This window comes from Pseudoxanthomonas sp. Soil82 (assembly GCF_040446535.1).
Lineage (GTDB): Bacteria > Pseudomonadota > Gammaproteobacteria > Xanthomonadales > Xanthomonadaceae > Pseudoxanthomonas > Pseudoxanthomonas kaohsiungensis.
The window spans coordinates 211,511-230,889 of record NZ_JBEAAK010000002.1 but is presented as its reverse complement, the minus strand read 5'-3'; the positions used below and the strand labels follow the sequence as shown (position 1 = coordinate 230,889).

The window sequence follows — 19,379 nt, the reverse complement described above, 5'->3', positions numbered from 1 at the left end:
GCCAGCCCGACGGAGACCGCGCATGAACGCAAGCAACGCCAGTCCCGGACTGTCCCGCTCGCTCAACGACCGCATGATCGCCGGGGTGATGGGCGGCATCGCCCACCGCTACGGCTGGAGCTCGACCTGGCTGCGGATCCTATACGTGATCGGATCGCTGCTGTCGGCCGCCTTCCCGGGCATCCTGGTCTACCTCGTGCTGTGGTTGCTGATCCCCAACGAAGCGGACTGAGCCGCGCCGAGGCCGGCGCGGGGCGGCGCAGGCGCTGGCTGTTCTGGCCGGGCATCGCCGTCGGCATCGCGTGGGCGTCGCCGTGGTCACTGGTCGGGCTGCTGGCGGGCCTGGCCGGCATGCCGCGTGGCGCCACCCTGCGCTTCAGCGCCCGCGATCGCGCGCTGGTGTTCTCACGCTGGCCCTGGGGTCCCGGCGGGGCGATGACGCTGGGCAACGTGGTGCTGGCCACCGGCCATGACCTCGAAGCCACCTGCCTGACCTACGAGCATCGCGCCGGCCGCTGCTCGCATCCGCAGGTACGGCTGGGCGACCACGAGCGCGCGCATGTCTACCAGTACATGCTGCTGGGCCCGCTGTTCGTGCCGGTGTACTTCCTGTGCGGCGGGATTTCGGTGCGCAATCCATTCGAACGCGCGGCCGACCACTACGCGATCCACGGTCGCGGCTGGTGGCCATGGACGCCGCGCTCACAGGGCTGAATCGCGCCTGATCGCGGACAACCGAAACCTGCGCGTCAGCGCGGCGAAACATGCCGTTCCTATCCTGTGTTGCACATGGTGCTAACGGCGCATCCGGCACACTGCCGCGCATCGACCGACAGCAACTAACAAGAAGAAGAGGAACGGCCGAATGAGCATCGTCCTTTACGTGGGTGGCAGCAAGGATGGCACCCGTGGCTTCATGCCGCATGGCTTCACCAAGTCGATGCTGGAAACCGTCGAGTACGGACGCGAGATCTACGTCGAACGCATCGTGCGCCTGGCCCGCTACGGCACGGTGCGGATCATGGCGCTGGAAACCCTGTGCGAAGACCTGATCGCCGGCCTGGTTTCGCGCCACTACGACGCGGCGGCGGCCGCCTGACGAGCGCGGGCCCGAATGCGGGCCCGCGTGCCGGCTTTCGCTCACCGTCGACAGGCGCAGCGACGGTCATGCACTGCCCAGCCTGAATACCTCGCGGATGCGGTCCAGCCACAGGTAGTGCGGTGGCGCATCGCCGGTGAGCGGCTCCAGCCGCAGCAGGGCGTTGCAGCCCTGGTTGCCGTCGCCTTCGCGGAACACCTGCAACGACGGGCGCGCCGCGACCACGCCCTCGACGAGCTGGCCATCGTCCAGCGTCAGCCGGACCTGCTCCTCGTCGTCCAGCGCCACGATCAGCGCGTTGAGACGGGCCACCGCCTCGTCGCCGGCGAGCAGGCGTTCGGGGTGCTCGTTCACGGGCACATCCTTTCGTGCGGGGATGCGGAAACGATGCACCCGTGGACGCAAGGGCTGCGTGAGGGTGGTGATCGGCCACGAAGGACAAAGGGCCAGGCTGCGAAGCTTGGCCCTTTGTCCTTGCATGGTGCCGAAGGTGGGACTCGAACCCACACGGTTTTAAGGCCGGCGGATTTTGAGTCCGCTGCGTCTACCATTCCGCCACTTCGGCGCGGGCCGGCAGTATAGCGGCCGGGGCGGGGAGGCGGCTATCGGCCCGCGTCGGTGCGCAGCAGGCGCTCTTCCCGGCGCATCCAGCCGCCATCGCCCGCGCAGGGAGCGTCCGCGTCCTCCGGCACGAACACGTGGCAGCGCAGCAGCGGGCGCTGGTAGACGTGCAGGGAGACGGCGATGCCGGCGTCGCTGGGGTTGCGGATCGCGTGGTACTCGTGCGGCGGGATCAGGCTGCCGGCACTGCCGGGCCCGGCCTCGATGTCGCCCATGCGGATGAAGCGCCAGCGTCCGTCCCGGCGCTCGCGCGGTTCGTACTGGGTGATCGCCAGCCGGCCATGCCAGACGCCTTCCACGCACCAGGCGCCATCGTGGTCGTGGATGCGCGTGCCCTGGCCCGGCCCCCAGGTCATGGCGACCACGCTGTAGCCCAGCTCCGGGCTGACGTGCAGTTCGCGGCGCGCATAGTGGTCGGCGATGGGTTCGAGCACGCTGCGCGGCAGGCCGACTTCGCGGTCGGCGAACAGGGCGACCAGGGCCTGCCGCAGGGCGGTGGTGACGGCGTGCTCCTCGTCCAGCCGCACCGCCGCATCGAGCGCCGCGACCAGTTTTTCCTTGCCGGTGAAATGCACGGGACGGGTCTTGTCGGGACAGGCGGGCAGGGTAGCGGCGGGCCCGTTAGCGAAATGTTTCCCGTGCAACCTTACTCAGAGACGATCGAAGAAGTCGCGCACGGCCGGGCCGAAACGTTCGAAGTCCACCAGGAACGCATCGTGCCCCTGCGGCGAATCCATGCCGATGAACTCCGCCTTCGCGCCACCGCGGGCCAGGCCATCGGCCACTTCCTGCTGCTGCTGCACCGGGAACAGGATGTCGGTGTTGGCGCCGATCGCCAGCGCCTGTTCGACGCCGTTGCCGGCCAGCGCGGCCAGCGCGGCCAAGGTGTCGCCCCCGGCCTGGTCGGCCAGGTCGAACCAGTCCATCGAGCGGCTCAGGTAGAGGTAGCAGTTGGGGTCGTACCGCCGGACGAACCGGCGCGCGTGGCCTTCCAGGTAGCTCTCCACCTGGAATTCCAGGCCGAACGGATCGTCCTCGGCGCTGGCGGATTCGTCCAGGCGCACGCGGCCGAAGCGGCCGTCCCACTCCAGCGCCGAGCGGTAGGTGATAACGCCCAGTTTGCGCGCGATGCGCATGCCCGATTCGGGGTAGGTGGCGTCGTCGTACTCGCCGCCGTTCCAGTTCGGATCCAGGCGGATGGCCTCGCGCTGCAGCGAGCGCACGGCGATGGAGAACGGCAGCGCACGCGCGCTGCCGGAGATGTTGATGTGCGCGCGCGCGATGCGCCGGTGGCGCGCCAGCAGCGACAGCGCGGTCATCCCGCCCATCGAATTGCCGATCACGCAGGCCAGCCGCTCGATGCCCAGCCCGCGCACCACTTCGGCGGCCGCGTCGGCGATGTCCTCGATCGACAGCTCGGGGAACGAAAGCAGGTACGGCTGGCCGCTGACCGGGTCGATCGAGGCCGGGCCGGTGGAACCCTTGCAGCTGCCCAGCGAGTTGACGCAGACCACGAACCAGCGGTCGCTGTCGATCGCCTTGCCCGGTCCGAGCATCGCCTCCCACCAGCCGGGGGCCGGATCGGCGGCGCTCGACGCCGCGTGCGCGTCGGGCGACAGGCCGGTCAGTATGAGCACCGCATTGTCGCGCGCCGGCGACAGCGTGCCCCAGGTTTCGTAGGCGATCCGAGCGCCATGCAGCACGCCGCCTCGCTTCATCGGGAACGGCGAAGCCAGCGCGTGGAAGCGGGTGCCGGGCGGAATGAACTCGTGCGGATGGGCGGGAGACATAGGGGCCGGAGTGTACCGGCATCGGCGCGCTTGTCGCAGCGGAGCGGCGGGAAGGTGAGTCCCGCAAGCGGTGGCCGGCGGATGCGGAGCGGGGCTCGGCTCTCGTAGAGCGGGGCTTGCCCCGCTTCGGAGGCGACGAAGCCGGGATGGCGAAGCAGCGGGGCAAGCCCCGCTCTACGAGGGTGTGGCGAAGCAGCGGGGCAAGCCCCGCTCTACGGGCGGGCGGTGCCGATCACCAGGTCCACCGGCTGTGCGGCGGGCAGGGTCACCCGCACCGGTGCGGATTCCAGGTCGCCTTCGCCGCGGTTGGCGCTGCCGCTGGCCGACACCCGGGCCAGCACCTCCACTTCCTGCAGCGACGACAGCTTCTGGGTCGGCATCGGGCTGTCGGCATCGTCCAGCAGCACTTGCAGCGGCAGGTCCTGCAACGCGTGGCGTTCCACCGCCACCGGCATCGGCGGGCCGCCGGGCACGCGCGCGATCACGAACACGGTGGCGTCGCCGCGCAGTCGCACGCGTTCGGCGAACGCCGGGTCCAGCGAGACCTTCACCGCCAGCGCGTGCGGCGGCGGGGCCGCGGCCCCGCCGGTATCGGCGGCAGCGGCAGCGATGCCGGCGTCGCCGGGGGCAGGCAAGGGCGGCAGCCCGGCTTCGGCGCGGGCCTGGTCGATCTGCACGCGCAGGCTGGCGGCGGTGGCCGCGTCGACCGAACCGAGCAGGGACTCCCAGGTCCGGGCCGCTTCCGCGTTCTGGCCGGACTGGCGCTGCGAGACGCCCAGGAACCAGGTCGCGCGCGAGGTGCTCGGGTCGCGCTCCAGCGCGTGGCGCAGCCAGGCCACGGCCTGCTCGTCGAAGCGGCGCTGCGGATCGGCCAGGGCGCGCGATTCGGCCGCGTCGACCAGCAGCGCGGGCTCGTCCGGCGCCAGCTGCACGGCACGCGCATACGCGTCGCGCGCGGCGATCGGGTTGCCCAGCGCGGCCTGCGAGCGGGCCAGCAGCGCCCAGCCCTCCGGCTGGTTCGGGTTGCGCTCCAGTTCGGCCTGCAACTCCAGCACGGCGTCTTCCAGGCTCTGCGAGGGCGCGGTGGCCGCGGACTGCTGCAGCGCCGCCGGCGTACCGACCAGCCGGTAGAGGGCCAGCACGCCCACGCCCAGCACGAGCACGATCGCCGCCCAGGCCAGCGCGCGCTGGCGCCGCAGCGGCCACAGCACCCAGGCCAGCACGCCCAGGGTGACGGCGGTGGCCAGCGCGGCCAATACCGCGGTCGTGGGAATCACCATTCCTGGTCTCCGTCGCCCTGCTGCGGACCGTGCGCGTCGCGCGCCTGCGCGGGGGGGGCGGCCGAGCGCCGGCGAACGATCCACCACACCATTGCCGTGCCGCCGAGCAGCACCAGGCCCGGACCGAACCACAGCAGCCAGGTGCTGGCGGCGACCTGGGGCCGGTACAGCACGAACTGGCCGTAGCGCTCGACCAGGAATGCCTTCACTTCCGCGTCGGACTTGCCCTGGCGCATCAGCGCCAGCACCTCGCGGCGCATGTCCTGGGCGATCTGCGCGTTGGAATCGGCCAGCGACTGGTTCTGGCACATCACGCAGCGCAGCTCGGCGGTCAGTGCGTGGAAGCGGGCTTCCTCGGCGGTGCTGTCGAACACCAGTGGCGCGGTGTCGCCTGCCGGCTGCGCCCGCGCGCCGTCCATGCCCGCTGCGCAGGCCAGGACGATGAATGCGGCCAGGACGCCCCTGAGTACGGCCGGAGGCAGCGCGGGCAGGCGTCGGGTCACTGCGCGCGCTCCACCTGTTCCAGCGCCGGCAGCAACTGCGTGGCGACGACCTCGTCGGTCAGCGGCCCGGTGTGCTTCCAGCGGACGATGCCGCTGCCGTCGACCAGGAAGGTTTCCGGCGCGCCGGCCACGCCCCAATCCAGCGCATAGCGGCCTTCCTGGTCGGCGAGCACGACGAAGAACGGGTTGCCGAACTGCTCCAGCCAGCGCAACGCATCGGCCGGTTCGTCCTTCCAGTTGTAGCCGACCACGCGCACGCGGCGGGTCTCGGCGAACTTCGTCAGCACCGGGTGCTCGTCGCGGCAGGCCGCGCACCAGCTGCCCCACACGTTGAGCAGGTAGGGCGCGCCGCGCAGGTCGGCGGCGGTGATCGTCACCGAGGGATCGTGCAGGACCGGCAGCACGAACTCCGGCGCGGGCCGGTTGATCAGCGCCGAGGGCAGCACGTCGCGGTCGGCATCGCCCGAGCGCATCACCCCGTAGGCCATCAGGCCGAGCAGGCCGATGAAGAACAGGGCGCCGATGACCACGGCCACCACCGGCAGTCCCTGGGGCTTCTGGGCGTCGCCGCCGTGCGGTGCGTTCATGCGCAGGTCCTCATGTGGCGGTCTCCTGGGGGAGCCGGCGGAAGCGGCGGTCGGCCGCGGTCAGCAGGCCGCCGAGCGCCATCAGCAGCGCGCCGGCCCAGATCCAGCGGATGAAGGGCTTCAGGTGCACCCGCACCGCCCAGGCATCCTCGCCCAGCGATTCGCCCAGCGCCACGAAGACATCGCCGGTGAAGCCCGGGCGGATGCCCGCTTCGGTCAGCACCTGGCCGCCGCTGGCGTAGGCACGCTTTTCCGGGTGCAGCAGCTCCAGTTCGCGGCCGCCGCGCAGCACCAGCACGTGGCCGCGGTCGGACAGGTAGTTCGGCCCCTGGGTCTGGTCCACGCCCTGGAACACGAACGTATAGCCACCGACCTGCAGCGACTGGCCCGGCTTGAGCGCGACTTCGCGCTGCACGTTCTGCGCCTCCACCAGGAGCGCGCCGGCCAGGAACACGCCGATGCCGAGGTGGGCCAGGGTCATGCCCCACATCTCGGCGGTCATGCGGCCGCCATTGCCCAGCCGGCTCCAGACGAAACGCAGCGTGCCCAGCCCGATCCAGGCCGCGCCAGCCACGCCCAGCGCGGTCTTCCACGGGCCCTGCGGCGCGGTGAAGAACGCGGCCACGCCCAGGCCCAGGGCGACGCCCAGCCAGGGCAGCAGCATCGCCAGCACGCGCGAGGGCTGGTCGCGCTGCCAGCGGGTCAACGGCCCGAACGGCACCAGCGCCACCAGCGGCGCCATCAGCACCAGGAACAGCAGGCCGAAGTACGGCGGTCCGACCGAGATCTTGCCCAGGCCGAGCGCATCGGCGATCAGCGGGTACAGCGTGCCCAGCAGGATCATGGCGCAGGCGCAGGTCAGCAGCAGGTTGTTGAGCAGCAACAGGGTTTCGCGCGAGGCCGGCTGGAACCCGGCGCCGGCCTGCAGGCGCCCGGCGCGCAGCGCGTACAGCAGCAGCGAGCCGCCGATGACCAGCGCCAGGAAGACCAGGATGAACAGGCCGCGCGACGGGTCGGCGGCGAACGAGTGCACGCTGGTCAGCACGCCCGAGCGCACCAGGAAGGTGCCCATCAGCGACAGCGAGAACGCGGCGATCGCCAGCAGCAGGGTCCAGCCGGCGAAACTGCCGCGCTTCTCGGTCACCGCCTGCGAATGGATCAGCGCCGCGCCGACCAGCCATGGCATGAAGGCCGCGTTCTCGACCGGATCCCAGAACCACCAGCCGCCCCAGCCCAGCTCGTAGTACGCCCACCAGCTCCCCAGGCCGATGCCCACGGTGAGGAAGGCCCACGCCACGTTCGTCCACGGCCGCGTCCAGCGCAGCCAGCGCGCATCCACGCGTCCGTCCAGCAGCGCGGCGATGGCGAAGGCGAACGGCACCGAGAAGCCGGCCCAGCCGATGTACTGCATCGGCGGGTGGATGATCATTCCCGGGTCCTGCAGCAGCGGATTGAGGTCCTGTCCCTCCAGCGGCGCCGGCAGCAGGCGCACGAACGGGTTGGAGGTGAAGATCAGGAACGCCAGGAAGCCGAAGCCGACGATGCCCAGCGTGCCCAGTACGCGCGCCACCACCGGCTGCGGCAAGCGTTGCGAGAACAGCGCCACCGCGCCGTTCCAGCACGCCAGGATCAGCGTCCACAGCAGCAGCGATCCCTCGTGCGAGCCCCATACCGCGGTGTAGCGGTAGACCATCGGCAGCAGGGTGTTGGAGTTCACCGCCACGTAGCGGACCGAGAAATCCTGGACCACGAAGGCCCAGGTCAGGATCGCGTAGGCGCCGCCGATGAGCAGCAACTGCGCATAGGCGGACGGGCGGGCGACGGCCATCCAGGCCGGGTTGCCGCGATGGGCGCCAGCCAGCGGCAGCCCCGCCTGCAGCAGTGCCACCAGCAACGCCAGCGCCAGCAGTACCTGGCCAAGCTCAGGCAGCATCCTCGCCTCCCCCGACATCACGGCCATCGGCGCGGCCCGTCACCGCATGGCGGACGGCGCGCGCACCGCCACGGCCGCTTCCGGCCCGCATCGTGCCGGTCAAGGCGCGGACTCCGCCGCCGGCGCCTGCACGTCGTGCTTCTGGTGGGCCTTGCCCATCTTGTCGGCCACTTCCTTGGGCATGTAGGTCTCGTCGTGCTTGGCCAGCACGTTCTCGGCGACGAACACGCCATCCCGCATGCGCCCGGTGGCCACCACCGCCTGTCCTTCGCGGAACAGGTCGGGGAGGATGCCGGTGTAGACCACCGGCATTTGCGCGTCGCCATCGGTGACCTTGAAGTGCGCATTCATCGAGCCGGGCGCGCGCTGGAACGAATCCTTCTCCACCATGCCACCCAGGCGGAAGCGGGCCTGGCCTGAAGCGACTTCGGCGCCGGCTTCGCCGCGCAGCACCTCGGCCGGCGTGTACAGGTAGGCCACGTTGCGTTGCAGGGCCATGGCCACCAGCGCGGTGGCAACGCCGGAGGCGAGCACGAGCAGGGCGACGAAGGCCAGGCGGCGGCGTCGGGTCGGGTTCATCGTTTCAGCTCCGCGGCCGGGTCGGCACGCGTGGCCGGCGTGCGTTCGCGGCGCGCACGCAGGCGCACCGCGCGCAGTTCGCGCCGCAGCTGCAGCCGCGGCGCCAGGAAATCCCACAGGAACACCAGCACGAACACCGCGTACGCGCCGACCAGGTAGGGCAGGTAGCTCACGCGCTCTCCTCGGCCAGCTTGCGCACCCAGTCCTTGCCCGACTCGCGGTGCAGGTTGTCGGCGCGGGCGCGCGACAGCAGCGAACCGGCGAACCAGAACTTGGTGCCGGCCACCATCCACCACAGCGGCGCGACCATGCTCGGGTCCATGCTCGACTCGCCGAACACGCGGATCGTCTGGCCCTGGTGCAGCGAATCCCACCACTCCACCGAATAGCGGATCACCGGCAGCAGGGCGACGCCGACGATCGCCAGCAGGCCGGCCATGCGCGCCGAGGCGCGGCGGTCGTCGCCGGCGTGGTACAGGCCGATCACGCCCAGGTACAGGAACAGCAGGATCAGCTCGGTGGTCAGGCGCGGGTCCCAGTCCCACCAGGTCCCCCACATCGGCTTGCCCCAGATCGAACCGGTGGCCAGGGTGATCACGGTGAAGGCCGCGCCGACCGGGGCGCAGGCCATGGCCAGGATCTCGCACAGCTTGATCCGCCAGACCAGGGCGATGGCCGCGTACAGCGCCATCAGCGCGAACACGAACATGCTCATCCAGGCGGCCGGCACGTGGATGTAGAGGATCCGGGCGCTGTCGCCCTGCTGGTAGTCGGCCGGGACCACGAACAGCGCCTGCCACAGGCCCACGGCCATCACCAGCACCGCCGCCAGCCAGCACCACGGCGCCCAGCGCGCGGCGAAGCGGTCGAAGTACGGCGGCGAGCCGAGGAGGTGGAACCAGCGGATCACCGGGTTCATGGGAGGTATTGCATCGCTCGCGGTTGGCGCCGGCAGGCCATGGGGGCCGGCCGGACAGGCTGGACGTGCTGGTATCCAGGGCATTTTTCCAGACTCCGCCCCCCGGGCCAAGCGAAACGCCTGGTCAAAGTGTCCGACCCGTTCAGGGCGGGCTGGCGCGGGCCAGGCGCACGGGAGCGTCCGGCTGCCGTCCGTCCGGTGGCAGCCATGTTGCGCCGGCGTGCCGGCAGTCGCATTGATCGCACGCAATCTCCGGCTATCCGCCTTGCGGGCGACACGGCGGAAGGCATGCCTGTCCCGTAGAGCCGGGCTTGCCCGGCTGAGCCGCCCGGGAGACCGCAAAACGCAAGGAGCAGCGGGGCAAGCCCCGATCTGCGGGACCAGGTGCTCAGCCCTGCGCGATCCGGATCGCCGCCGCGGCCGCCAGCGGCGCCAGCGCCGCCGAGGCGACCAGCATTGCCGCCATCAGCAGCAGCGAGCCACTGGCATCCAGTCCCTGCGCGGCCGCCGCCACGCTGCCGGCCCCGAACACCAGCACCGGCACGTACAGCGGCAGGGCCAGCAGCGCCACCAGGATGCCCGAGCGCTTCAGGCCCACGGTCAGCGCCGCGACCACCGCGCCAAGCAGGCTCAGCACCGGCGTGCCCAGCAGCAGGGTCAGCATCAGCAGGGGCAGCTGCGCGTGCGGCAGGTACAGGAATTCGCCCAGCACCGGCACCACCAGCAGCAGCGGCACCGCAGTGGTCAGCCAGTGGCCAAAGGTACGCACCGCCACCAGCCAGGCCAGCGGCACCGGCGCCAGGACCCACTGCTCCAGCGAGCCGTCCTCGGCATCGCCGCGGAACAGGCTGTCCAGCGAGAGCAGGCCGGCCAGCAGCACCGCCACCCAGATCGCGTAGGGGGCGACGAAATCGCGCAGCACCTGGCGGCCGCCGCCCAGCGCCAGGGCGAACATCACCACCACCAGGACCGCGAACAGCGCCGGCTGCAGCGCGTCGCCGCGGCGGCGCCAGACCAGGCGCAGGTCGCGCAGGAGCAGGGCGCGGCCGGCCTGGAGCAGGGAGGGGGCGGAATCCGCCGGGGCCGTGCTCACGCAGCCACCCCGAGTTCGAGCATGCGCGTGCGCACCGGCGGGGCGGCGTAGGCGCCGTGGGTGGTCACCAGTGCGGCGCCGCCCTCGCGCAGGTGCGCGGAGATCATCCGGTTGACCAGGTTGATGCCGTCCAGGTCCAGGTTCGCGTAGGGCTCGTCGAGCAGCCACAGCGGCGCCGGCGCCAGCCACATCCGGGCCAGGCTGACGCGCTTCTTCTGCCCGGCCGACAGCTGGCGCGCCGGGGCGTCCTCGTAGCCGGCCATGCCGACGATGGCCAGGGCGTCAGCAGGATGCTGGTTCGGCCGGCGGCCATGCAGGCCGCACAGGAAGTCCAGGTTCTCCAGCACCGACAGCTCGCCCTTCAGCGCCGGCAGGTGGCCCAGGTAGGCGATCGCGTGCGCGCGCAGCGACGGTGCGGCGGGGCGGCCCTCGATCTCGATCCGGCCGGCGTCGGCGCGCAGCAGCCCGGCCAGCACCCGCAGCAGGGTGGTCTTGCCGCTGCCGTTGCTTCCCTGGACCAGCAGCGCCTCGCCGGCATCGACGGCGAAATCGAGCGGACCGAACACCGGCTCCTCGTTGCGGGCGAACGCCAGGCCATGGGCGGCCAGCAGCGGGGAAGGGGAGGCGTCGGTCATCGCCGCGGATTGTAGCGGGGTGCCCGCGGTCCCGGGCCGCGCGGCATCGCGGGCAACACCTGCGGCCACCGACCCGTGCCGGCCTGCTCGCCGATGGAATCCTCCGCGACGGCCGGTGGGCAGGCCTGCGCCGCTGGCGCGTCGATCCGCCCGGACGCGCGCCTCCGGTCAGCCCTGTTCCAGCCCGCGGTGGCGCGCCACCAGTTCCACCACGGCGAGCACCAGGCCGTGGCCAGCCATTGCCACCGTCCACCAGATCGTCGGCCAGCGCATGATCGTGGTGTCGTCCATGCCCACGCCGATGGCGCCGAAGACCATCATTCCGAACAGGTAGCCGGCGAAGTGGATGAGCACGGAGAGCCGGAGCCTGGCGAGGTCCTTCGACCTGTTCCCGCGCGCGGTCGCCGCCGCTTCCGCCTCCGCATCGACGGTCAAAGCCGCGACATCGACGCCAAAGGCCGCGGCCAGGGCCATGATCGATTCGCGTGCCGCCTTCTCGCCGCGCTCGATCCGCTGGACCGTCCTCAGGCTGATCCCGGCCGCGTCGGCCAGGTGCTCCTGCGACCAGCCGCGCGCGTCGCGCCAGCGCCTGACCTGTGCCCCGTCCGCGTGGATCTGCATCGTCCGTCCCGTTCGTTGGCGCCGACAATCCCGGCCCGCCCAGAGTGCCGCAAGGCCCCGGGATTGCAACGTCAGCACCACGTCGCCAGGCCGCCATCGGGCCGCCAGCCGCCCGCCCTGGCCGCGTCTCCCGGCGCGGCCGCCTCCGCGTGGCGAGCCGGGCTCCCGGCGGGCAACCGATGCCAGTGCGGGACCTGTTGCTCCAGTCACGCTCTTGTACGGAGCACCGGTCGCGGGGCTTTCCGCGCCGGCGCCGGTGCGCCCGGGCGTCGACGGCGAGGCCTTCTGTTCCGTCCGCGGTGCTCTGGTGCATCGGCCGCGAGGCTTTTCATGCGGGCGCCGCTGCTGCGGGGCATCGACGGCGGGGCCTTTCGCTCCGGCCACGACGCCCTGGAGCATCGAGCGCGGGCCTTTTCGCCCCGGCGCCGGTGCTGACGGGCATCGACGGCGAGGCCTTCTGCTCCGGCCTCGGTGCTCGGGAGCATCGATCGCGAGGCTCCTGGGCACCGGCGCCGAGGCTTCCGGGCACCGGCGGCGGTGCCTTCCACGTCGACGGGCCGGCCTCCGCGACCGCAGGCGGAGTCGCCATGTTCCACGGCGGTGGCGTGGAACGCGGCCGATCCGGACCGGAGGAGGGCCCGGCGCCAGTCGCTAGGCGGGCCGGACCGGCACCCAGTCGACCCACCGATGCCGGTCGTGTCCGGCCGGTGGCGGGCGGTACATCCGCAGGCGCACCGGCTCGCCCTGTCGCCAGTGCAGGATCCCGGCCTGGCCGTAGCGGCGGGCGAGGGCGTCGGTCGCCGCGGTGTCCAGGCCGCCCAGCAGCCAGCCCGGTTCCGACCAGTCCTGCCTCGGGCAGGGCCCCGGCGCGTCCCGCCGCGGTCCGGCGCGCCCGAAGTCCGGCACGAAGCCGTCTTCGGCCTGGCTTGCCAGCGCACGCAGCACCGGCACGCCGAGCCCGTCCAGCTCCGCACGCAAGGCGGCGTCGGCCGCCTCGTTGGCTTCGCGGCTCCGCGTCACGGACTGCGGATTCCATGCCGTGACCAGGCTGCAGGGAGTCGCCGGCAGGAACTCCGCCAACGCTGCCGGTGCCGGTTGGCCGATCTCCAGCACCGACCAGGCTCGGCCATCCAGGCACACCTGGTAACGGGCGCCGAGGTAGGCGGCCAGCAGCCTGTCCGTTGCCGGGGCCCTGCGCGGGATGCTGTTTTGCGCCATGGCCCATGATCGCCGGCCATCGCCTTTGCGTACACTCGGCCGCTCGATCCCCACGCTCCCCCACCGGACCCGCGATGCCGCTGCAGATCCCGCCGACCAAGCTGCCCAAGGTGGGCACCACCATCTTCACCGTGATGTCGCAGCTGGCCGCCGAGCACGGCGCGGTGAACCTAGGGCAGGGCTTTCCCGACTTCGCGGTGCCGCAGCGCCTGGTCGACGAGCTGGACGCGGCCATGCGTGCCGGCCACAACCAGTACGCGCCGATGACCGGGGTGCCGGTGCTGCGCCAGGCCATCGCCGGCAAGGCGCTGCGCTGCTACGGCGCGCAGGTCGATCCCGACTCCGAGGTCACCGTGACCAGCGGCGCCACCGAGGCGATCTTCAACGCGATCCACGCGGTGGTACGCCCGGGCGAGGAGGTGGTCGTGCTCGATCCGGCCTACGACTGCTACGAGCCGGCGATCGACCTGGCCGGTGCGCGCGCGGTGCACGTGCCGCTGGATCCGCTGACCTTCGCGGTGGACTGGGACCGGGTGCGCGCGGCGATCACGCCTAAGACCCGGCTGCTGATGGTCAACAGCCCGCACAACCCGTCCGGGGCGATGCTCTCGGCCGACGACATGCGCGCGCTGGCCGACCTGCTGCGCGGCACCGGTATCCTGCTCATCTCCGATGAGGTGTACGAGCACATCGTGTTCGACGGGCGCCGCCACGAGTCGGTGCTGCGCTGGCCGGAGCTGCGCGAGCGCGCGTTCGTGGTGTCAAGCTTCGGCAAGACCTACCACTGCACCGGCTGGAAGATCGGCTACGCGATCGCGCCGGCCGCGCTGACCGCCGAGTTCCGCAAGGTCCACCAGTACAACGTGTTCTGCACCTTCGCCCCGGCCCAGCACGCGTTCGCCGCGATGATCCGCGACGAGCCCGAACACGACGAGCAGCTGGGCGCGTTCTACCAGGCCAAGCGTGACCGCTTCCGCGAGCAGTTGCTGGGCACCCGGCTGAAACCGCTGCCGGTACCGGGCGGCTATTTCCAGCTGGTCGACTATTCGGCGGTCAGCGACCTGCCCGACCACGAGTTCGCGAAGTGGCTCACGGTGGAGAAGGGCGTGGCCGCGATTCCGCTGTCGCCGTTCTACGAAAGCCCGCCGCCGGGCCAGCGGCTGGCGCGGCTGTGCTTCGCCAAGAACGAAGCGACCCTGGACGCGGCGATCGAGCGGCTACGCCACCTGTAGAGCGGGGCTCGCCCCGCTGCTCCGTCCACCGGAGCCGGGTTCACGATGGGCAGCGGGGCAAGCCCCGCTCTACGGAGGTATCAATGAACGACCTGCGCATCTCACTCGTCCAGGGCGACACCCGCTGGCACGATCCGGCGGCCAACCGCGACTACTACGGCGCGCTGGTCGCGCCGTTGGCCGGCGCGACCGACCTGGTGGTGCTGCCCGAGACCTTCACCAGCGGCTTTTCCAATGACGCCATCGACAAGGCCGAGGGCATGGACGGACCGACCGTGGCCTGGATCCGCGGGCAGGCCCGCCTGCTCGATGCCGTGGTCACCGGCAGCGTCCAGTTGCGCACGGCCGAAGGCGTCTTCAACCGCCTGCTGTGGGCCGCGCCCGACGGCGCCCTGGCGCACTACGACAAGCGCCACCTGTTCCGTTACGCCGGCGAGCACAAGCGCTATGCCGCCGGCCGCGAGCGGCTGTGCGTGGAGTTGAAGGGCTGGCGGATCAATCCGCAGGTCTGCTACGACCTGCGCTTTCCGGTGTTCTGCCGCAACCGCTACGACGTGGAGCGGCCGGGCGCGATGGATTTCGACCTGCAGCTCTTCGTCGCCAACTGGCCTTCGGCGCGGGCGCACGCATGGAAGACCCTGCTGCGCGCGCGGGCGATCGAGAACCTGTGCTACGTGGCGGCGGTGAACCGGGTCGGCACCGACGGCAACGGCCTGGCCTATGACGGCGACAGCGCGGTGATCGACTACCTCGGCCTGGCGCAGGTCGAGGCGCACGGGCGCGAGCAGGTGCTGACCACCACGTTGTCGGCCTCGGCGCTGGCCGCGCACCGCGAGCGGTTCCCGGCGATGCTGGACGCCGATGCGTTCGAGCTGCGCCCGTAGAGCGGGGCTTGGCCCGCTGCGGGTTGCCCACGTCGGTTCGCGAGCGGGGTAGCGGGGCAAGCCCCGCTCTACGCGATGCGATATTCGAGCGGGTAGCGGGGCAAGCCCCGCTCTACGTGGTGCAATATTGATAGCCGGTCGCCGATGGCGGCCCGGTCGATCCGAGGAGGCCTCGCCATGACCACGCCCGATCCGCTGCAGCTGGCCTGCCCGCAATGCAACGCGATCAACCGCGTGCCGGCGGCGAAGGTCGGCGACGCCCCGGCCTGCGGACGCTGCCGTTCGCGGCTGTTTCCGGGCGCGCCGTTCGTGTTGGGGGCCGCCGGATTCGATGCCCACGCGCAGCGCTCGGACCTGCCCCTGCTGGTGGATTTCTGGGCGCCCTGGTGCGGGCCGTGCCGGACGATGGCGCCGGCCTATGCCCAGGCCGCCGCGCTGCTGGAACCGCGCGTGCGCCTGGCCAAGGTGGACACCGAAGCCGAGCCGGCGCTCGGCGCGCGTTTCGCGATCCGCAGCATTCCCACCCTGGCCCTGTTCCTGCGCGGCCGCGAGCTGGCGCGACAGGCCGGGGCGTTGCCGCTGCAGGCGATCGTGCAGTGGACCCGCCAGCACCTGCCCAGTTGATGCCCCGGAGCACCGCCATGGACCAGATCCAGCAGTTCAGCCTTACCCTCCGCCAGGAAGCCGATGAACGTTCCGGCTACCTGTTCCGCGTGGCCTTCGACGACACCGCCATCCCCGACCTGCTGACCGACGAGCTGCCGCCGCTGGGCGCGGGCGCCGGTCCCAATCCCGCGCGCCTGCTCGCCGCTGCGGTGGCCAACTGCCTCAGCGCCAGCCTCCTGTTCGCGATGCGCAAGTTCCACAACGCGCCCGGGCCGCTGACGACCCGGGCCACCGCGACCCTGGCCCGCAATGCGGGAGGCCGCTGGCGGGTGGCGCACATCCAGGCCGACCTGCAGCTGGCCGAGGCCGCCGCCGGGCATGAGCGCCTGGACCGGCTGCTGGCCCAGTTCGAGGACTTCTGCCTGGTCACCGAAAGCGTGCGCCAGGGCGTGCCGGTGACGGTCAGCGTCAGCGACGCGGGCGGCCTGCTGCTGCACGGTACGCGCGCGGAGCCGGCGACGGCGACGGGCGCCTGAACGCCGGAGCGGATCCTCACGATGCAGCCGCACCGGGCTGCTATATGCTCGGCCCACCTTCCGCCGTTACCCAACGCGAGGCCGCCATGTCCACTCTTTCCCGCCAGACGATCCTGTGCGCCGCACTGCCGTTCCTGATCGCGCTCGCGCCGGCCGCACAGGCCGCCGGCAATGTCGACTGCAAGCTGCGCTTCAACCTCGAGGGCTGGTCGGCCTTCTACAAGACCGCCAAGGGCACCGGCACGATCACCTGCGACGACGGCAGCAGCCTGCCGGTGAGCATCAGCGCCAAGGGCGGCGGCATCACCTTCGGCAAGTCCAAGATCGAGAACGGTGTCGGTGAGTTCTCCGGCGTTTCCAGCATCCGCGAAACGCTCGGCACCTATGCCGCGGCCGAAGCGCATGCCGGCGCGGTCAAGTCGAGCAAGGCCCAGGTGATGACCAAGGGCGAGGTGTCACTGGCCCTGGCCGGCACCGGGCAGGGCTGGGACCTGGGCGTGGCCTTCGGCAATTTCGTGATCGAGCCACGCTGAGCCCTGCCGGCCGGGCTCGGCCCGGCTGGCGGTCCTGCCCCGCCGGAAACAGCAAAGCCCCGCGTGACGCGGGGCTTTGCGTTTGAACGGGGCGGGGTGCGCCCGACCCCCGTCGGTGCGGCTGCTGCGATTGTTGTTAGCGCCGAAGCAGGGAAGGCTCTGCGTGCAGCGGGGTGCAGCGGGGTGCAGCAGGGTGCAGCGGGGTGCAGCGGGGTGCAGCGGGGCAAGCCCCGCTCTACGGGGGGGCTTGCCTCAGCCCTGGCCGCGCGGACCGCGGTTGCCGCCGCGCGGCGCGCCGCCCGGGCGACCGCCGGGACGCGCACCGCCGCCGGGACGGGCATTGCCGCCGCCACCGGGACGGCCGCCCGGGCGGGCCTGGGCATTGCCGCCCGGACGCGGGCCGCGCGGGCCGCGGGGCGGACCGGGGTGCGCGCCGGGAGTGGCGTGGTCGGACGGGAAGTGCGGAGCGTTGCCGGGATGCCCGTAGGGACGCGGTTTGCGCGCCCCGGCACCGGCGCCCTGGGACTGGCCCTGGCCGCCGCCGCCGGGCCGGCCCCCCGGCTTGCCGCCGGGTTTGCCGTAGCGCGGCTTGCCGCCCGGACCGGCGTTGCGATGGCCGCTCGGGCCGGTGTCCACGCCCTCGGGCACGTACCAGGTGCGGAACGCGGCGGGATTGCCCTCGGGCAGCGCCCGGGCGCCCTTGTCCTTGCGTTGCTTGAACGGCTTCTGCGACTGCTTGGCCGCCATCTCGCCGCTGACGGTCAGCCCGCCGTGTGGCTTCTTGTTGCCGCGGCCGCCACGCCGGTCCTCGCGCACATGGTCGAATCGACGCAGTTCGCGGCCTTCGTCGGCGGTGTTGTGGCCGTTGACGTAAGCCTGGCCGGGGCCGCGCTCGCGACCCACGTGCACGGTCGCCTTGGCCGCGCGGCGCTGGCCGATCACCGGCTGCAGGGTCAGGGTGGAGTCGCTGTTGTCCTCCAGCGCCAGTTCCTTGCGCAGCGCCTCGACCTGGGCCTCCGGCAGCTCCTGCGACTGGCCGCGCAGCAGTTCGCGCGGCAGCGACACGCTGCCATAGCGCACGCGCTTGAGGCGGCTGACCTGGCAGCCCTGCGATTCCCACAGGCGCCGCACCTCGCGGTTGCGGCCTTCCTTGACGACCACGCTGAACCAGTCGTGGCGGCCCTCGCCGGACGCGCTGGTGCCGCCGATGCGCTCGATCCTGTCGAACTTGGCCGGGCCATCCTCCAGCGCGACGCCGCGGGCGAGGCGGTCGACGATGTTGTCCGGCACGCTGTCCTGGCCTTCGGGCGCGCGCACGCGCACCACGTACTCGCGCTCGACCTCGTGCGAGGGATGCATCATCGCGTTGGCGATCTCGCCGTCGGTGGTCAGCAGCAGCAGGCCGGTGGTGTTGATGTCCAGGCGGCCGATCGCGATCCAGCGCGCACCCTTCAGGCGCGGCAGCGCCTCGAAGATGGTCGGGCGGCCTTCGGGGTCTTCGCGGGTCGTGACCTCGCCTTCGGGCTTGTTGTAGACGAGCACGCGCGCCGGTTCGGTCAGGGCCGAGGCGACGAAGGCCTTGCCGTCCAGTTCGACGCGGTCGCCGCTGCGGATGCTCTGCCCGACCTGGGCGACCTCGCCGTTGACCTTGACCAGGCCATCGGCGATGCGCTGCTCCAGGGCGCGGCGCGAGCCGAGCCCGGCCTGGGCCAGGACCTTGTGCAGGCGTTCTTCGGCCTTGGCCGCCGGCGCTGCGGTGTCGTCTGCGCGCTTGAGCGAGAGCTTGCCCAGGGGCTTGCGGGGGGTTGGATCAGTCATTGGATCTTGCTCCGGCCGGCGTCTTCTTCGTCGGCCTGTGTTTCGGGATCGCTGGAGGCGTCATCGGCTCCCGGCGCGGTTGAAGTGGGGTGTTCGTCGTGGTCGCCGGCGGCCTCGGCCCGGCCGCCGGCGTCGATGTCGGCGTGGCCGGCGGGATCGACCTGGCCGGTGGTGTCGCCGTCGGCATCGGCATCGTTGGCGGCCAGGCCGTCATCGCCCGCCGGTTCCCGGTCCGCATCGTCGTCCTGGTCCTGGGCGTGGTCCTGGTCGGCGCCGGCAATGCCGGCCTGCGCCGGCGCCTGGTCGGGATCCAGCGGCAGCTGGGGTTCCAGTTCGCCGATGTCCTTCAGCTCGGACAACGGCGGCAGCTCGTCCAGGCGCTTGAGCCCGAAGTAGTCGAGGAAGCCGCGGGTGGTGCCGTACAGCGCAGGGCGCCCGGGCACGTCGCGATGGCCGACCACGCGGATCCACTCGCGCTCTTCCAGCGCCTGGATGATGTTGCTGCTCACCGCCACGCCGCGCACCTGCTCGATCTCGCCGCGGGTGATCGGTTGCCGGTAGGCGATCAGCGCCAGCGTTTCCAGGGTGGCGCGGGTGTACTTGGTCTTGCGCTCGGTCCACAGCCGGGCGACCCAGCCGTGCACGTCCGCCTTGACCTGGTAGCGGAAGCCGGAGGCGACTTCCACCAGCTCCACGCCGCGGTCGGCGCAGGCCTCGCGCAGGTGCTCGAGCGCCGCCTCGACGCTGCCCGGCGGCGCCGGGGCGTCCTCGGGGAACAGCGCGTGCAGCTGGGCCAGCGCCAGCGGCTGGTTGGCCGCCAGCAGGGCGGCCTCGACGATACGGTTGATCAGCGCCTGGTCCATGGATCCCGCAGGTTCTGGTGGAAGGGGCG

At 71.8% G+C, this 19,379-nt stretch carries 23 protein-coding genes, 1 tRNA gene and 1 pseudogene; 8 read left to right on the top strand and 17 right to left on the bottom strand.

The genetic code is table 11. The features are described from left to right. Positions 1-22 precede the first annotated feature (22 nt). The 3 genes from ABKA19_RS06535 (at position 23) to ABKA19_RS06525 (ending at position 1,099) form a co-directional block, all read left to right on the top strand. A complete protein-coding gene (locus ABKA19_RS06535; protein WP_162375746.1) occupies positions 23-232 on the top strand; it encodes a PspC domain-containing protein in 210 nt (69 codons plus the stop codon). 119 nt (positions 233-351) lie between these two features. Continuing rightward, entirely contained in the window at positions 352-714 is a 363-nt protein-coding gene (locus tag ABKA19_RS06530) for a hypothetical protein (RefSeq protein ID WP_353688600.1), read from the top strand. A gap of 151 nt (positions 715-865) precedes the next feature. Next, positions 866-1,099, top strand: a complete 234-nt coding sequence (locus tag ABKA19_RS06525) for a hypothetical protein (RefSeq protein WP_353688225.1) — start codon at positions 866-868, stop codon at positions 1,097-1,099. Between the two features lie 66 nt (positions 1,100-1,165). Here ABKA19_RS06525 and ABKA19_RS06520 read toward each other — a convergent pair whose 3' ends face one another. The 15 genes from ABKA19_RS06520 to ABKA19_RS06450 all read right to left on the bottom strand — a co-directional run bounded on the left by ABKA19_RS06520 (position 1,166) and on the right by ABKA19_RS06450 (position 12,878). Then, positions 1,166-1,453 (bottom strand): DUF3247 family protein, encoded by a 288-nt coding sequence (locus ABKA19_RS06520; protein ID WP_353688224.1) that lies wholly within the window; start codon positions 1,451-1,453, stop codon positions 1,166-1,168. 125 nt (positions 1,454-1,578) lie between these two features. Next, positions 1,579-1,664, bottom strand: a tRNA-Leu gene (locus ABKA19_RS06515). A gap of 37 nt (positions 1,665-1,701) precedes the next feature. Beyond that, a complete protein-coding gene (locus tag ABKA19_RS06510; RefSeq protein WP_353688223.1) occupies positions 1,702-2,295 on the bottom strand; it encodes a cysteine dioxygenase family protein in 594 nt (197 codons plus the stop codon). A 75-nt stretch (positions 2,296-2,370) separates the two neighbouring features. Next, positions 2,371-3,510, bottom strand: a complete 1,140-nt coding sequence (gene metX / locus ABKA19_RS06505) for a homoserine O-acetyltransferase MetX (RefSeq protein WP_353688222.1) — start codon at positions 3,508-3,510, stop codon at positions 2,371-2,373. A 212-nt stretch (positions 3,511-3,722) separates the two neighbouring features. Further along, the gene (locus tag ABKA19_RS06500; protein ID WP_353688221.1) at positions 3,723-4,790 is read right to left on the bottom strand and encodes a tetratricopeptide repeat protein; all 1,068 of its coding nucleotides are present in this window, start codon (positions 4,788-4,790) and stop codon (positions 3,723-3,725) included. After that, a complete protein-coding gene (locus tag ABKA19_RS06495) occupies positions 4,784-5,209 on the bottom strand; it encodes a cytochrome c-type biogenesis protein (protein ID WP_353688599.1) in 426 nt (141 codons plus the stop codon). The genes ABKA19_RS06500 and ABKA19_RS06495 overlap by 7 nt, the downstream gene beginning before the upstream one ends. Before the next feature lie 80 nt (positions 5,210-5,289). After that, positions 5,290-5,880, bottom strand: coding sequence for a DsbE family thiol:disulfide interchange protein (locus ABKA19_RS06490; protein ID WP_353688220.1), 591 nt, complete (start codon positions 5,878-5,880; stop codon positions 5,290-5,292). 10 nt (positions 5,881-5,890) lie between these two features. Continuing rightward, complete coding sequence (locus ABKA19_RS06485; protein WP_353688219.1) at positions 5,891-7,813, bottom strand: heme lyase CcmF/NrfE family subunit; 1,923 nt, start codon at positions 7,811-7,813, stop codon at positions 5,891-5,893. 99 nt (positions 7,814-7,912) lie between these two features. After that, positions 7,913-8,392 (bottom strand): cytochrome c maturation protein CcmE, encoded by a 480-nt coding sequence (gene ccmE, locus ABKA19_RS06480; protein ID WP_353688218.1) that lies wholly within the window; start codon positions 8,390-8,392, stop codon positions 7,913-7,915. Continuing rightward, on the bottom strand, positions 8,389-8,565 hold the full coding sequence (ccmD, locus tag ABKA19_RS06475) for a heme exporter protein CcmD (RefSeq protein WP_353688217.1): 177 nt from the start codon (positions 8,563-8,565) through the stop codon (positions 8,389-8,391). Before ccmD ends, ccmE begins: the two co-directional genes overlap by 4 nt. Continuing rightward, a complete protein-coding gene (locus tag ABKA19_RS06470; RefSeq protein WP_353688216.1) occupies positions 8,562-9,311 on the bottom strand; it encodes a heme ABC transporter permease in 750 nt (249 codons plus the stop codon). The genes ccmD and ABKA19_RS06470 overlap by 4 nt, the downstream gene beginning before the upstream one ends. A 388-nt stretch (positions 9,312-9,699) precedes the next feature. Next, positions 9,700-10,404 (bottom strand): heme exporter protein CcmB, encoded by a 705-nt coding sequence (ccmB, locus tag ABKA19_RS06465; RefSeq protein ID WP_353688215.1) that lies wholly within the window; start codon positions 10,402-10,404, stop codon positions 9,700-9,702. After that, entirely contained in the window at positions 10,401-11,039 is a 639-nt protein-coding gene (gene ccmA / locus ABKA19_RS06460) for a heme ABC exporter ATP-binding protein CcmA (protein ID WP_353688214.1), read from the bottom strand. Before ccmA ends, ccmB begins: the two co-directional genes overlap by 4 nt. 168 nt (positions 11,040-11,207) lie before the next feature. Then, positions 11,208-11,660, bottom strand: a complete 453-nt coding sequence (locus tag ABKA19_RS06455) for a helix-turn-helix domain-containing protein (protein ID WP_353688213.1) — start codon at positions 11,658-11,660, stop codon at positions 11,208-11,210. A gap of 651 nt (positions 11,661-12,311) precedes the next feature. Continuing rightward, a complete protein-coding gene (locus ABKA19_RS06450) occupies positions 12,312-12,878 on the bottom strand; it encodes a DUF3293 domain-containing protein (RefSeq protein ID WP_353688212.1) in 567 nt (188 codons plus the stop codon). A 74-nt stretch (positions 12,879-12,952) separates the two neighbouring features. Here ABKA19_RS06450 and ABKA19_RS06445 point away from each other — a divergent pair, with 74 nt between their 5' ends. The 5 genes from ABKA19_RS06445 (at position 12,953) to ABKA19_RS06425 (ending at position 16,669) form a co-directional block, all read left to right on the top strand. Then, complete coding sequence (locus ABKA19_RS06445; protein WP_353688211.1) at positions 12,953-14,110, top strand: pyridoxal phosphate-dependent aminotransferase; 1,158 nt, start codon at positions 12,953-12,955, stop codon at positions 14,108-14,110. 83 nt (positions 14,111-14,193) lie between these two features. Then, positions 14,194-14,994, top strand: a complete 801-nt coding sequence (locus ABKA19_RS06440) for an amidohydrolase (protein ID WP_353688210.1) — start codon at positions 14,194-14,196, stop codon at positions 14,992-14,994. A 177-nt stretch (positions 14,995-15,171) separates the two neighbouring features. Further along, positions 15,172-15,618 (top strand): thioredoxin TrxC, encoded by a 447-nt coding sequence (gene trxC / locus ABKA19_RS06435; protein ID WP_353688209.1) that lies wholly within the window; start codon positions 15,172-15,174, stop codon positions 15,616-15,618. Between the two features lie 17 nt (positions 15,619-15,635). After that, the gene (locus ABKA19_RS06430; protein ID WP_353688208.1) at positions 15,636-16,136 is read left to right on the top strand and encodes an OsmC family protein; all 501 of its coding nucleotides are present in this window, start codon (positions 15,636-15,638) and stop codon (positions 16,134-16,136) included. Positions 16,137-16,222: 86 nt separating this feature from the next. Continuing rightward, complete coding sequence (locus tag ABKA19_RS06425) at positions 16,223-16,669, top strand: hypothetical protein (RefSeq protein ID WP_162375728.1); 447 nt, start codon at positions 16,223-16,225, stop codon at positions 16,667-16,669. 252 nt (positions 16,670-16,921) lie between these two features. Here ABKA19_RS06425 and ABKA19_RS06420 read toward each other — a convergent pair whose 3' ends face one another. Both ABKA19_RS06420 and scpB read right to left on the bottom strand, forming a co-directional pair. Beyond that, on the bottom strand, positions 16,922-18,487 hold the full coding sequence (locus ABKA19_RS06420; RefSeq protein ID WP_353688207.1) for a pseudouridine synthase: 1,566 nt from the start codon (positions 18,485-18,487) through the stop codon (positions 16,922-16,924). Positions 18,488-18,674: 187 nt separating this feature from the next. After that, positions 18,675-19,350 (bottom strand): annotated as a pseudogene (scpB, locus tag ABKA19_RS06415) (SMC-Scp complex subunit ScpB); the annotation flags it as partial. Between the last annotated feature and the right edge of the window lie 29 nt (positions 19,351-19,379).

Bases quoted from the DNA above. Each gene is read 5' to 3' on its own strand.
- ABKA19_RS06535 (WP_162375746.1), top strand. From the start codon at position 23: ATGAACGCAAGCAACGCCAGTCCCGGACTGTCCCGCTCGCTCAACGAC.
- ABKA19_RS06530 (WP_353688600.1), top strand. From the start codon at position 352: ATGCCGCGTGGCGCCACCCTGCGCTTCAGCGCCCGCGATCGCGCGCTG.
- ABKA19_RS06525 (WP_353688225.1), top strand. From the start codon at position 866: ATGAGCATCGTCCTTTACGTGGGTGGCAGCAAGGATGGCACCCGTGGC.
- metX (WP_353688222.1), bottom strand. From the start codon at position 3,510: ATGTCTCCCGCCCATCCGCACGAGTTCATTCCGCCCGGCACCCGCTTC.
- ABKA19_RS06500 (WP_353688221.1), bottom strand. From the start codon at position 4,790: ATGGTGATTCCCACGACCGCGGTATTGGCCGCGCTGGCCACCGCCGTC.
- ABKA19_RS06495 (WP_353688599.1), bottom strand. From the start codon at position 5,209: ATGGACGGCGCGCGGGCGCAGCCGGCAGGCGACACCGCGCCACTGGTG.
- ABKA19_RS06490 (WP_353688220.1), bottom strand. From the start codon at position 5,880: ATGAACGCACCGCACGGCGGCGACGCCCAGAAGCCCCAGGGACTGCCG.
- ABKA19_RS06485 (WP_353688219.1), bottom strand. From the start codon at position 7,813: ATGCTGCCTGAGCTTGGCCAGGTACTGCTGGCGCTGGCGTTGCTGGTG.
- ccmE (WP_353688218.1), bottom strand. From the start codon at position 8,392: ATGAACCCGACCCGACGCCGCCGCCTGGCCTTCGTCGCCCTGCTCGTG.
- ABKA19_RS06470 (WP_353688216.1), bottom strand. From the start codon at position 9,311: ATGAACCCGGTGATCCGCTGGTTCCACCTCCTCGGCTCGCCGCCGTAC.
- ccmA (WP_353688214.1), bottom strand. From the start codon at position 11,039: ATGACCGACGCCTCCCCTTCCCCGCTGCTGGCCGCCCATGGCCTGGCG.
- ABKA19_RS06455 (WP_353688213.1), bottom strand. From the start codon at position 11,660: ATGCAGATCCACGCGGACGGGGCACAGGTCAGGCGCTGGCGCGACGCG.
- ABKA19_RS06450 (WP_353688212.1), bottom strand. From the start codon at position 12,878: ATGGCGCAAAACAGCATCCCGCGCAGGGCCCCGGCAACGGACAGGCTG.
- ABKA19_RS06445 (WP_353688211.1), top strand. From the start codon at position 12,953: ATGCCGCTGCAGATCCCGCCGACCAAGCTGCCCAAGGTGGGCACCACC.
- ABKA19_RS06440 (WP_353688210.1), top strand. From the start codon at position 14,194: ATGAACGACCTGCGCATCTCACTCGTCCAGGGCGACACCCGCTGGCAC.
- trxC (WP_353688209.1), top strand. From the start codon at position 15,172: ATGACCACGCCCGATCCGCTGCAGCTGGCCTGCCCGCAATGCAACGCG.
- ABKA19_RS06430 (WP_353688208.1), top strand. From the start codon at position 15,636: ATGGACCAGATCCAGCAGTTCAGCCTTACCCTCCGCCAGGAAGCCGAT.
- ABKA19_RS06425 (WP_162375728.1), top strand. From the start codon at position 16,223: ATGTCCACTCTTTCCCGCCAGACGATCCTGTGCGCCGCACTGCCGTTC.
- ABKA19_RS06420 (WP_353688207.1), bottom strand. From the start codon at position 18,487: ATGACTGATCCAACCCCCCGCAAGCCCCTGGGCAAGCTCTCGCTCAAG.